The following is a 13,045-nucleotide window of genomic DNA, read 5'->3' on the forward strand; positions in this document are numbered from 1 at the left end:
GGACTTTGAAAATGACCCAGAAAGAAATGCGTGTTGGCCTGATCGGGGCCGGATATATCGCGTCCCGCCATGCCTCTGCCGTTGAACTGAACAAACAGGGCCGGGTCACGGCAGTTTGCGACGTCTCGGAAACAACCGCGCGCGAATTTGCAGGCAGTATCGGGGCGCAGCCCTATACATCGGTGGATGATATGATCGCTGCCGGCGTTTGCGATATCGTGCATATTCTGACACCACCGCACACCCATGCGCCGCTGGCCATCCAGTGTTTGAATGCCGGCCTGCACGTTTTTGTGGAAAAACCCTTTGCCCTTTCAAGGGACGAGGCTGCAGCAATCCTTGCTGCCGAAGAAGCCTCGGCCGGCCAAATTGCGGTGTGTCACAACTTCCTTGGGCTGCCATCTTATGCCAAGCTGAAAAAGCTGGTCGCCGATGGCAGCATTGGCCGGATCGACACGGTCGAGGTCAACTGGCGGTTCCCGCTGACCCCATTGCGGTCTGGGCCCTATAATTTGTGGATGCTGCGCGAACCGCAGAACCTCTTGTTTGAAATCGGCCCGCATCTTTTTGCCTTTGCAACCGATCTGGGCGGCGCATTGACCGATATTCAGGTATCGACCGGCAAGCCTATCACGCTGCCGGGCAATCTGGGGGTCAGGCATCAGACATGGCGGGTTCTGGCCAAAGCGGGCAGCATTGACGTGGCCATCAACATTTCGCTGGTCGAAGGGGTGGATGACCGTTCCGTCTATGTACGTGGCACCAACGCCGTTGCCCGACTGGATTATGCGCAAGACACCTTGAACATGCGCTACGAAAACGCGGCCGAGCTGGTCATCAGCCCGCTGTCGCAGCAATTGTCACAGGCCGGACAGAATATCAAAAACGGGGCCGTCAATGCGGCCAAGCAGCTGACCTCGCTCAATCGCAAGAACCCTTATGATCTGAGTTTCACCAACACGGTGCAGGCCATCTACACCGCACTTTCGGCCAACAAACCGATGGATGCCCGGTTTTCCGGTGATGCAGCGGCCACGGTCGTCAAGAATATCGCAGCCGTGGTGAACAGCGCGCCTGCGGCGGCCATTGCCGATATTCCAGCGGCCCCGGCGGGCAGTCCGAACCCCACCGTATTGGTCGTTGGCGGCACCGGCTTTATCGGGCGCCACCTGACCCGGTCGCTTGTGGCATCCGGTCGCGATGTGCGCGTGCTGTCGCGTGGCGCGGGCGGGCCCTTTTCTGACCTGTCTGACCGGGTTGAAATGTTTGCCGCATCGCTGAAAGACGCCGAAAGTCTGGAAAAGGCCATGCAGGGCATCGACGTGGTGTATCATCTGGCCAAGTCCGATAACGCCACTTGGGAAGGATATCTGGAAAACGATATCGGCGTCACCGAACGGCTCGCCGAGGCCGCGATGAAAGCCGGGGTCAAACGGTTCATCTATACCGGGACCATTGCGTCATACGACATGTCCGATCCGGCCCAGACCATCACCGAGGCATCCGGGTTCGGCGACGATATCGAATCGCGCAACCTCTATGCCCGCGCCAAGGCGCTGAGCGAAGAGCGGTTGATGGACATGCACCAGCTGCGCGGTCTGCCACTGGTTATCGCGCGGCCCGGTATTGTCATTGGCGAGGGCGGCCCGCTGCAACACTGGGGCATCGGCAAATGGAACGGCGCAGGTGCGGTCCAGCTTTGGGGGAATGGCAAGAACATCCTTCCCTTCGTGCTGATTGACGATGTGTCCGATGCGCTGATCAAGATGATCGACCGCGACGATATCCTTGGCAAAGACTATAACCTGATCGGCGAACCGATGATGACAGGCCGCGGTTACTTTGACGCCATTCACCAGTCGATGAATGCACGACTGCGGGTCAAAAGCTCGTCTTTCATTGCGCTGCATCTGATTGAAAAGCTGAAATATACGTTGAAAAAGAACGTCTTGCGCAAGCGGAACCTGTCGCAGATCTCACTGGCTGACTGGAAATCGCGCGGGCATCTGTCGCCATTCGACAATAGCAAGGCCAAGGCAGATCTGGATTGGCAGCCGGTCCGCGACAAGGATGAATTCATCCGTCGTGCCATTGTCGAGGCTAATCTTTTCGGGTTCTAAAGCAGTCAGGGCCGTCGCTGATTTTGCGACGGCCCAACCTGAAATCAAGCCAGGTCTTCATCAGGGCGCAACTGCCCGTCCCGGGCCGCACCGCGCAGGACCTGCAGCAGCCAGCCCGCCTCTTTATGAATGTCGTATTGATCGACAACCGTCCTGCGGCCGACCTGCCCCATGCGCTGGCAAAGTGCGGGGTCTGACAAGAGCTGATCCAGACGTGCGGTCAGCGTCGGCACATCGCCGGGTTGGGTCAAAAATCCCGAGACGCCGTCTTCGACCAGTTCGGATATCCCCGCAACCCGCGAGCCGATGACGGGAATGTGGCTGGCCATGGCCTCCATCAGGACGACGGGGACACCTTCGGCAAAGCTTGGCAAAACAAGCATATCCGCCTCTTCCAGCAGGTCGGCAACCTCGGCCTGGGTCTTGTAGCCGGCGAATGTGACCGTTTCGGCAACACCTAGTGATTTTGCCTGCGCCTCAAGCGCGCCGCGCGCCACCCCATCGCCTACAATCGTCATCGTTGCGTCAGGATGCTTGTCCTTGATCGCGGCAAATGCCTCCAGCAGGAACGGGCCGCCCTTGACCGCATCAAGCCGACCAACAAACAGGATGCGTTTGCCAAAATGATCACGCGGCTTGCGCCCGTAATTGTCTGGCAGAACGCCGCAATGCACGATGCTGATCTTTGACCAATGGGACTGATCTGAAAACAGCATCAGTTGCGAGCGGCAGAAATGGCTGATGCTGACCACATATTTGGCGCGGGCGACCTTTTCATCAATCCGCCAGCGTTCCGGTTCGAAAAAGATCGCCGGGCCATGTTCAGTAAAGCTGAACGGGATGCCGGAAATCTCGCTGGTCAGCATCGCAACCGTGCCGCTGGAATTGGCAAAGTGGTTGTGCAGATGCACTGCACCTTCGGATTTCAGATGCCGCGCCAAAACGCCCGCTTCGGCGAAATAGAACATTTGATAAAGCAGTGCCTTCAGGCCGGGTTGCCGTGTGCGAAAGGCAAGCCGCAAGGCGGAAAACCAACGCCCCGGCGCGTTCTTGAGCGCGCTTAGATGCGCACCGAACAACCGCTGGGGCGCGCGGGCCGCGTCAAGAATACAAAAAGTGTTGGCCTGCTCTTCAAGCTGATCATCGACCACATCCTTGGGGTTGGCCCGGCGCACGGTGCAGGTCAGCACCTCGGCCCCATGCGCGCGCAGCGATGCAATCTCGCGCTGGATAAACGTATGCGAGACCTTCGGATACTCGCCGGTCAGGTACGCAATCTTGCCATGGGCAGGGATAACAGGGTCGGACATCATCAAAATACTCTCGCTTTATAATATCGGCTAAATCCCGCAGCCGGGCCGGGCTGTCAAAGCAAATCGGCGTGGCAGCGACCGGCTGTGACTTATCGGCCTCGGGTCCATTCCTTGGATTGGCGGCCCATGCGCACCATGACATGCACGCTCATATAGACAGCAAAGGCCATTGGCATCCGCAGGGCCATGGATAACAGATCCTGCTTGCGCAGGCGTGCCTTGCCCTCGTTTTCGATCAATCCGGGATATTTCTGGGCAATCTCAGCGACACCAATATCCTGCCGGCGGCGCACCCGGACCAAGTTGCCAAACCCTTCCACCATGGGCCAGATATAGGTCGCCGGAACCTCAACCCGCTCGGCCGGGGTAAAATTCAACCGGACAAAGGTATCGTCGGAAATGATATCAGGGAAAGCGCCCCAACGGGCGCGACCGGCAGCGTTGACCGCGAAAAACCCGGCCCCCACAGCGCCGGATTTCACAAAGGGCAGCTGCGTCCAGATGCGCGCATAGGCGCGGGTCACCCAGGTCTGGGCCGGGGCGACCACCAACGTGCCTGTCGCATAAAGCCCGGCATCATTGCGCAAGACCTGCCGAATTTGGCCAAGCAACTCTGGACTACAGATCACGTCAGCATCCAGATAGATGCGACAACCGCCCCGGGCCTGCGCGTCTGCCGCATTCAGCGCACCAAGCTTGCCACCATCGGCAAGGTCCAGCACGACAAGCGACCAGCCTTTATCGGCAAAGGCCTGCGTCTGTTGCTGTGCAACGTTGACGGTTTGATCCGTACATGCATTCGCGGCGACAATCACCTCGACCGGGCCGGCAGCATCCGATTGCGTCAAAAGGGCCGTCAGACAGGCGGTGATCAAAGCCTCCTCATTTCGCGCGGCGATAATAACGGTTATAATGTCGGAAGTATCCGTCTGTGTTTGCAACTGGTTCATCGTCAAAATCTCAAAAAAATCAGGATCAGTATCCGTCGCGGTCACTTGGGTTGGACAGCACCGCCCTGCTGTGACATGACAATGACGGTTTTTGCAAACATTAGATGCAAGCAGGCCTGCCCTGCGTGATATTTTAGCCGCCGAGGATACGTATGACCGACAACCCGATTGCCTATGTCAATTTTCCAGATCGCGCGGCCCTGCTGGATGATCTGACCACGCGGATGGTGGCGCGCACCGGGTTTACCGTCGCCACGATCAACCTTGACCACATCGTCAAGATGCGCAGCGATCCGGCGTTCGAGGCGGCATATGGGCGCCACAGCCACATCGTGGCAGACGGCAATCCGATTGTGTGGCTGGCCAAGCTGGCCGGGCGCAAGGTCGATCTGATCCCCGGATCGGAACTGATTGCCCCACTGGTCGCCATCGCCGCCGACAAAGGCGTGCCCATCGCATTGCTCGGGTCGACCGAGGCGACGCTGGATTTGACGGCGCGACGCTTGCAGGATCAGCACCCCACATTGAAAATCGTCGCAAAAATCGCCCCGGCCTTTGGTTTTGACCCGCAAGGTGATGCGGCAGCGGCCGCATTGCGCGAAATCGACCAAAGCGGCGCGGGACTTTGTTTTCTGGCACTTGGTGCGCCCAAGCAGGAAATGCTTGCGATCCGCGGGGCCGATCTTGCCCCCGGCTGCGGGTTCGTTTCCATCGGCGCGGGCCTTGATTTCATTGCGGGCCATCAAACCCGGGCGCCGGTCTGGGTCCGAAAGCTGGCGCTGGAATGGTTCTGGCGCATGATGACCAACCCCAAAAGACTGGCCAAGCGGTATGCGCTTTGCGCAGCTGTCCTCCCGGGTCTTGCGCTGGCATCATGGCGAAAACCGCAAAGCGCGCAGCCAGATACCTGATTCGCCTGCGGCCAAATCGGCATGGCAAGTGCGGATCCGGTGACTTGAGCAGAACACCGCAGCAATCGCATGTTTCTGCCAAGCCACAATTTTGGCATCCGTTAACGGAGAAAAGTGTTAACAGTTCATTAATTTGTGAAAACGGGTTAGAACGGTGCGTGCTGACTCGTCATTTTAAAGGTCTGGTGTGAGCAGGTTGGTTTGCCTGTCTCAAATTTGCCAAAAGTTAGTTTTAGAACAGGATCGAAGATTCTGTCGGGAAGTATGAAGTAATGAGTATGGACGGACGCGAAAACGACATTGCAATTGTCGGGATGGCTGCGCATTTGCCTGGTGCGGATGCGGTGGCGACCTATTGGCAGAACCTGCGCGATGGCAAATCCGCAATTCGCAAGCTGGACGAGGCCACGCTGCTTGAAGCGGGCGAAAGCCCTGACCGCATGCGTCATCGCAACTATGTGTCCGCTGCTGCCATGCTTGACGGGTTCGAAATGTTCGACGCCGATTTCTTTGGCCTATCCCCCAAGGAAGCCGCCATCATGGACCCCCAGCACCGCCAGTTTCTGGAAGTGTCATGGGAAGCGTTCGAAGATGCAGGCCATCCGCCCGAGACATTTACCGGCCCGATTGGCGTTTTTGCGGGCTGCGGGATGGGCAGCTACTTCTATTTCAATGTCTGCTCGAACCCTGATCTGGTCCAAAGCACCGGCATGTTCCTGCTGCGTCACACCGGCAACGACAAGGATTTCCTGTCCACCCGGGTCAGCCATGTCTTTGACCTCAAGGGGCCGTCGATCAGCATGCAGACGGCGTGTTCAACCTCGCTTGTCGCCGCGCATTATGCCTGTCAGGCGCTGCTGAACGGCGAATGCGACATGGCGCTGGCCGGTGGGGTCACAATCGAGCTGCCCCACGGGCGCGGCTATATCTTTGAAGATGGTGAAATCCTGTCCCCTGATGGCGAATGCCACGCCTTTGATCATCGCGCCGAAGGCACCGTATTCGGGTCGGGCGCGGGCGCGGTCGTCTTGCGCAGACTGGAAGACGCGATTGCCGATGGCGATCACATCTGGGCCGTGATCAAGGGATCAGCCGTCAATAACGATGGCTCTGCCAAGGCTGGATATCTGGCCCCCAGCGTGGAAGGTCAGGCCGCCGCGATCGCCGAGGCGCATGCAATGGCCGGCGTCACCGCCGACACGATCGACTATATCGAATGCCACGGGACCGGCACCTATCTGGGTGATCCGATTGAAGTTGCCGCCCTGACCAGCGCCTTTCGCGAAACCACAGATGAGACGCAATTTTGCAAAATCGGCTCGGTCAAAACGAATATCGGCCATCTTGATACAGCCGCAGGGGTCGCAAGCCTCGTCAAGACCTCTATGTCGCTGCATCACAAGCAGATCCCGCCCAGCCTGGGCTATGAAGCGCCAAACCCGTCCATTGATTTTGACAACAGCCCGTTCAGCGTGAATGCCGAGCTCAAGGATTGGACGTCGCATAAGGGACCACGCCGCGCGGGGGTGAATTCGCTGGGTGTTGGTGGCACCAACGCACATGTCATCCTGGAAGAAGCCCCCGAACGGCCCGCCTCGGACGAATCCGATTGGCCATTTCACATTCTGACGATCTCGGGCCGCTCGAAAGCGGCACTTGATGCCAATAGTGCCGCGCTTGCCGCGCATTTGCGCGACAATCCCGATATCAACCTCGCCGATGTCGCATTCACCCTCAAAGAGGGCCGCCGCGCCTTTGAAAAGCGGCGTGTCATCGTTGCTGAAACGGCCGCAGAGGCTGCGGATATCCTGGAAGAGGCCGACCCGCGCCGTGTCTTCTCGCACACGGAACTGTCCAATCCGGACGTGGTTTTCATGTTCCCCGGCGGTGGCGCGCAATATGTGAACATGGCCCGCGATCTGTACGAGACCGAGCCGGTGTTTCAGGACTGGATGGATCAGGGTCTTGATATCCTGCAACCCAAGCTGGATTACGACATTCGCGCCCTCTGGCTGCCCGAGGCGGGGGCCGAGGACGCAGCCGCCAAGGAACTGCAGAAACCATCAGTGCAATTGCCGCTGATCATGATCACCGAATATGCGCTGGCGCAGCTTTGGATGTCATGGGGCGTGACCCCTGCCGCCTTTGTTGGCCATTCGATGGGCGAAAACACCGCTGCATGTCTCGCAGGTGTCATGACCTTTGAGGATTGCATCGGGCTGGTTCATCTGCGTGGGCAATTGTTTGATACTGTCCCCGCCGGTGGCATGATCAGTGTGCCGCTGTCGCTGGACGATCTGCAGCCTTTCATGGCCGATGATCTGGACGTGGCCAGCGTCAATGCGCCCGGGCTGACCGTGCTGTCGGGCCCGCAAGCGGCCCTTGACGCGCTGACCACCCGCCTGACGGAAGCTGAGGTTGAAAGCCAGCGGATCCAGATTGATATCGCCGCCCATTCGCGCATGCTGGAACCGATCCTTGATCGCTTTCAGGCCTATCTCGCATCAATCCAGCTGAATGCACCGCAAATCCCGATCATTTCCAACCGCAGTGGCGTGGAACTGACCGATGCAGAGGCGACAGATCCCGCCTATTGGGTTGCCCATCTGCGCAACACGGTGAATTTTGCCGATTGCATCACCACCCTGTCCGAAAAACCCAACCGCATCTATATCGAGGTGGGCCCCGGCAAGGCCCTGTCATCCCTGACACAGGCCCATGGCGCCGTGCCTGGCCAGCAGGTCATCAGCACCCTGCGCCACCCCAATCAGGACATCGCCGATGACGCCTATTTCATCAGCGTGTTCGGCCGCTTCTGGGCGCTGGGATATGAACTGGACTGGAGCCAGATCTGGGGCGAGGCCAAGCGTCATCGCCTGCCATTGCCCACCTACGCCTTTCAGCGAAATCCATATTTCATCGCGCCCGGCACCGCCGAAACCGCACTGGCGCCCGCGTCCTTGCCGATGCGGGTCGAAGATGTGTCCGACTGGGCCTATCGCCCGGTCTGGCATAACCGACTGCCGCAGATTGATGTCGCGGTGGACGGCACATTCAGCATCGACGGCGCGCCCGTTGCCCCCCAAAGCTGGCTGATCTTCATGGATGAGGCCGGCGTTGGCGCCAAGCTGTCTGCCCGTTTGACAGCGCAAGGTCACAGCGTGACCGAAGTGCATGCCGGCGACAGCTTTGGCCGGACAGCAGATGGCAATTACGTGCTGGCGCCTGAACGGGGCCGGGAAGGGTATGACCAACTGATCGCCGATCTTCTGGCCAGCGGGCGTGCGCCCGCCCGGATCGTGCATCTATGGCTGGTCACGGCGGCCGAAACATTCCGCCCCGGTGGCAGTTTCTTCCACCGCAATCAGGAACAGGGGTTTTACAGCCTGATGTTCCTTGCGCAGGCCCTGTCGGATGAAAGCCTGCCCAAACCGATCCATATTACTGCCGTCACAAGCGGGGCGGCATCGGTCAATGGCGAGGCCCTGCCCTATCCCGAGAAATCCACGATCATGGGGCCTGCCCGCGTGATGCCCCGCGAATTGCCCGGCGTGACCTGCGCGGTTGTCGATGTGGCCCTGCCCAAGGGTCTGGGAAGTCGGCGCAAGGGGCGCGATGGCGGCCTGGATGACTTGGCAGAGCGGCTGTTGCAGGACGCCATTGCCAAACCGGCCAATACCGTAGCCGCCTATCGCGGCGCCCAGCGGCTGGAATTGTCCTATCAACCCGCCCCGTTCCCGCAGGTGGAAACACATAAGGTGCGCGACGGCGCTGTCTGTCTGATCACCGGCGGCTTTGGCGGGATCGGCCTGACACTGGCTGAAAACCTGATCCAGACCCGCAACGCAAAGATCGTCCTGCTGTCACGCAACCCGCTGCCTGACGCCGCTGATCGCGCGGCCTATCTGCGTGACAATGGCCCGTTTGACAGTATCTCGCGCCGCATCACCGCCGTCCAGCGGCTCGAGGCATTGGGCGCCGAGGTGATGACCGTCGCCGCTGATGTGTGCAATCTGGAAGACATGCGCGCCATGACCGAACGGGTCAAAGACCGGTTCGGCAGTCTTGATGTGGTGATCCATGGCGCTGGTGTCATTGCCGACGCGCCATTGCTGACCAAGGACCAGTTCGAGGTCGAGGCCGTCTTTGCGCCCAAAATTCACGGCACGCAGGTGTTGAATACCCTGTTCCCGGATGGCGCGCTCGATCTGATGGTTGTGTTTGCGTCATCCTCCACCGTCACCGCCCCTGCTGGCCAGGTCGATTATGTGGCCGCCAACACATTCCTGAACGCCTTTGCCCAAAGCAGGCAGGGCGGCAAAACAGATGTTGTGGCGATCAATTGGGGGATCTGGTCAGAGGTCGGGATGGCCGCGGACGCGATGGCCGAAAGGCTGGGAACGGGTGCGCCTGCACCAGCGCTCCCGGTCGATGCGCCGTTGCTGGACGAGACGACATTTGACCGCGACGGCAACCGGATCTTTACCGCCACCTATGATGTGGGCGCCTGGATCATGGACCAGCACCGCACCATCGACGGGCAGGCGCTGTTGCCCGGCACCGGCTATCTGGAACTGATCACCCAGGCGTTGCGCGCGCAGGGCGAAACCGGTCCTTTCGAGATCAGCGATCTCTATTTCTTCCGCCCGCTTGATGTGTCCGACACCGGATCGCGCAAGATGCAGCTGCGGCTGACCCGGACAGAGGCGGGCTATACTGTCACGATCCAAAGCGATGTGCGCGTGGGCAGCCGCGAGGGGTTCGCGCTGAACGCGCAGGCCAATATCGCACTTACTGACAAAAGGGCCCCTGCCCCGCTAGACATAGCCGCCGTCAAGTCCCGCTGCCCCCAGAAACATGCCGACGATCCAAACGGGCATCGGTCACCGCAAGAGGAACACCTGAATTTCGGGCCCCGGTGGCGGGTTCTGCGCACGATGGCCTACGGGTCCGGCGAAGGGATTGCACAACTGGCCTTGCCCGCCGTTTTCCGCAGTGATCTGACAGATGGATATCACCTGCACCCCGCGCTGATGGATCTTGCCACAGGCTGGGCGATGCAATTGATCGACGGATATCAGGCCACCCATCTTTGGGTGCCGGTATCTTATGGCAGCGTTCAGATCTTTGGCCCGCTTCCCGCCGACATCTATAGCCATGTGCGCAATGCCGGCGCGAACACCACCAGCAATCCGTTTGCCAGCTTTGACATCACCCTGACGGATGCGGATGGGCATATTTGCCTTGAAATCAAGGGCTTCACGATACACCGACTTGAAGGCGGCTTTGCCGCAACCAAAGCCCCAAGCCCAAGCGAGGTTGAATTCCTCGACGGAGATCCGGCGGCAGACAAGCCACTGTCACCGGCCGAAGAACGGTTGCAGCACAATATCAGCCAGGGCATTCAGCCCGCAGAAGGGGCGGACGCGTTTGCGCGCGCTGTCTCTGCCGGGATGGGTCAGGTGGTGATTTCATCCCTCGATCTGCCGACATTGATTGCACAGGCCAATATCGTGGATGCAGGCGATGCGGGCGACGGGCAGAAATTCCAGCGGCCTGAACTGGACAGCGAATACGTGGCCCCGTCGACCGATATCGAACGCACCCTTGTCGGGTTCTGGGAGGATCTTCTGGGTGTCGATCAGGTTGGGGTGGCTGACAGCTTCTTTGATCTGGGCGGTCATTCCCTGATCGCCGTCCGCCTGTTTGCGATGATCAAAAAGGCGTATCGGACCGAATTCCCGATCTCGGTGTTGTTCGAAGCACCGACAATTGCGCAATGCGCCGCCCTGATCGCCGAACGGACCGGTGGTGACACAGACACGGACGGTGCCGCCGAAGGCAGCGGGCAAAAGGCCGCCCCAAAGCGCCGCTTTACCCATCTGGTCGCCATGCACAAAGGCGAGGGCGGACCAAAGACGCCGTTCTTCCTTGTGGCTGGCATGTTCGGCAATGTGCTGAACCTGCGGCACCTGGCGCATCTGATCGGGCAGGATCGCCCCTTTTACGGGCTTCAGGCGCGTGGGCTTCTGGGAGACGAGCCCCCGCATGAAACCCTGGCCGAAGCCGCAGCAGACATGATCAAGGAACTGCAACAGGTGCAGCCACATGGCCCCTATATGCTGGGTGGTTTCTCTGGCGGGGGTCTGACCGCTTACGAGATGGCGCACCAGCTTGAGGCGATGGGTGAAACCGTCAGCGTCGTGGTGATGCTTGATACGCCATTGCCCATGCGGCCTGTGCCAAACAAGGTCGACAAGGCCCTGATCAAGCTGCACGAGCTGCGGGCCAAGGGGCCGAAATATTTCATCGAATGGGCCAAGAACCGGATCGCCTGGGAGTTGGGCAAGAAGGACCGGGCAACCATTGTCCGCGCCGACGATAACCAGTTCCAGGATGCCGCAATCGAGGCTGCATTCTACAAGGCCCTGCCGCAATTTGATCTGCGCCCATGGGATGGGACTGTCGCGCTGTTCCGGCCCCCGCTGGATAAATTCTACAAGGTGTCGGGCGGCAAATGGATCTCGGCAGGGAAGGAATATGTGTTTGAAGACAATGACTGGGGTCGCTGGTTGTCGGATCTCGAGGTGATCGAGGTTCCGGGCGATCATGACAGTATGGTCCTGGAACCCAATGTGCGCGTCCTGGCTACGAAGATGAAAGCGATCATCGTCGCTGCAGAGGCGGATGAACCGGTGGACGTGACAAAGATGGCGGCAGAATAAAATGTCAGACCCAACCCTGTGGACCATTATCCTCAACTACAAGACTGCCGAAATGACCCTGCAATCCGCCGAGGCGGCGCTGCGCGAAATGGCCGGGATCAACGGCCAGATCATCATTGTCGACAACGACTCGCAGGATGGATCGTTCGAGGCGCTTGAAAAAGGTGTCGCCGACAAGGGGTGGGACCGGGTCAAGGTCGTGCAATCCGGCCATAATGGCGGTTTTGGTGCCGGCAATAATTTCGGGATCCAGCACGGTCTGCGCGGGGGGCCACCCCCCGATTATGTCTATATCCTGAACTCCGACGCGTTTCCCGATGCGGGTGCGATCAAAATCCTGCTCGATCACCTTGAGGCCAACCCAAAGACCGGCTTTGCGGGCAGCAACATCCACGGCCCCGACGGGGACTGGCATTGCACCATCTTCCGCTATCCAACCATCTGGAGCGAGCTGGAAGGTGCCGCCAAGACCGGCCCGATCACCAAATTGTTCAAAAAGCACGTGATCCCGCAACCGCTTCCGGCCGGTCCGAAAGAGGTGGATTGGCTGGCCGGGGCAAGCATGATGATGCGCTACGATACCCTGGCCGAGATCGGGCTTTTTGATGAAACCTTCTTTTTGTATTTTGAAGAAACCGATCTGTGCCGTCGGGCCAAACTGGCCGGTTGGCCAACGGTTTATCTGCCAGACAGTCAGGTCACCCATATCGGGTCGGTCTCCACGGGCATGAAAACATGGGCGCGCAAGCCAAGCTACTGGTTTGATTCCCGTCTGCATTATTTTGTCAAAAATCATGGGGCGGCCTATGCGGCCGCTGCGACACTGGCCCATGTGGCAGGCGGGCTGATCTGGCGGCTGCGCTGCCTGATCCAGCGCAAGGATGTCCAAAGCGAAAGCCATTTCCTGCGCGATCTGATCCGGCATGATCTGGGGGCGGCCCTCCGCCGGGCCAAACCAGCAGCGGCCAAGGCCGCGACCCAAAACACACCCTCGGTGCAGCCGGGGCGTATCTGAATTTGCCCATG

Annotated in this window: 6 protein-coding genes; 4 read left to right on the forward strand and 2 right to left on the reverse strand. The window is 59.5% G+C overall.

The genetic code is table 11. The features are described 5' to 3' along the window. Window positions 1–11 precede the first annotated feature (11 nt). Entirely contained in the window at window positions 12–2,120 is a 2,109-nt protein-coding gene (locus AABB31_RS10085; RefSeq protein ID WP_342078276.1) for an NAD-dependent epimerase/dehydratase family protein, read from the forward strand. A gap of 44 nt (window positions 2,121–2,164) precedes the next feature. Here AABB31_RS10085 and AABB31_RS10090 read toward each other — a convergent pair whose 3' ends face one another. Both AABB31_RS10090 and AABB31_RS10095 read right to left on the reverse strand, forming a co-directional pair. Then, window positions 2,165–3,430 carry a glycosyltransferase gene (locus AABB31_RS10090; RefSeq protein WP_373635704.1) on the reverse strand — a complete coding sequence of 422 codons (1,266 nt, stop codon included), beginning with the start codon at window positions 3,428–3,430 and terminating at the stop codon, window positions 2,165–2,167. Between the two features lie 92 nt (window positions 3,431–3,522). Next, complete coding sequence (locus AABB31_RS10095; RefSeq protein ID WP_373635705.1) at window positions 3,523–4,383, reverse strand: glycosyltransferase family 2 protein; 861 nt, start codon at window positions 4,381–4,383, stop codon at window positions 3,523–3,525. Between the two features lie 152 nt (window positions 4,384–4,535). Between AABB31_RS10095 and AABB31_RS10100 the strand changes: the two genes are divergently transcribed. The 3 genes from AABB31_RS10100 (at window position 4,536) to AABB31_RS10110 (ending at window position 13,034) form a co-directional block, all read left to right on the forward strand. Further along, window positions 4,536–5,294 carry a WecB/TagA/CpsF family glycosyltransferase gene (locus tag AABB31_RS10100; RefSeq protein WP_342078271.1) on the forward strand — a complete coding sequence of 253 codons (759 nt, stop codon included), beginning with the start codon at window positions 4,536–4,538 and terminating at the stop codon, window positions 5,292–5,294. A gap of 272 nt (window positions 5,295–5,566) precedes the next feature. Then, entirely contained in the window at window positions 5,567–12,019 is a 6,453-nt protein-coding gene (locus tag AABB31_RS10105; protein ID WP_373635706.1) for an SDR family NAD(P)-dependent oxidoreductase, read from the forward strand. A 1-nt stretch (window position 12,020) separates the two neighbouring features. Next, window positions 12,021–13,034 carry a glycosyltransferase family 2 protein gene (locus AABB31_RS10110; protein ID WP_342078270.1) on the forward strand — a complete coding sequence of 338 codons (1,014 nt, stop codon included), beginning with the start codon at window positions 12,021–12,023 and terminating at the stop codon, window positions 13,032–13,034. Window positions 13,035–13,045: the final 11 nt, after the last annotated feature.

Source organism: Yoonia sp. SS1-5 (genome assembly GCF_038443705.2).
Classification (GTDB): Bacteria; Pseudomonadota; Alphaproteobacteria; order Rhodobacterales; family Rhodobacteraceae; genus Yoonia; species Yoonia rhodophyticola.

Bases quoted from the DNA above. Each gene is read 5' to 3' on its own strand.
- AABB31_RS10085 (WP_342078276.1), top strand. From the start codon at position 12: ATGACCCAGAAAGAAATGCGTGTTGGCCTGATCGGGGCCGGATATATC.
- AABB31_RS10090 (WP_373635704.1), bottom strand. From the start codon at position 3,430: ATGTCCGACCCTGTTATCCCTGCCCATGGCAAGATTGCGTACCTGACC.
- AABB31_RS10095 (WP_373635705.1), bottom strand. From the start codon at position 4,383: ATGAACCAGTTGCAAACACAGACGGATACTTCCGACATTATAACCGTT.
- AABB31_RS10100 (WP_342078271.1), top strand. From the start codon at position 4,536: ATGACCGACAACCCGATTGCCTATGTCAATTTTCCAGATCGCGCGGCC.
- AABB31_RS10105 (WP_373635706.1), top strand. From the start codon at position 5,567: ATGAGTATGGACGGACGCGAAAACGACATTGCAATTGTCGGGATGGCT.
- AABB31_RS10110 (WP_342078270.1), top strand. From the start codon at position 12,021: ATGTCAGACCCAACCCTGTGGACCATTATCCTCAACTACAAGACTGCC.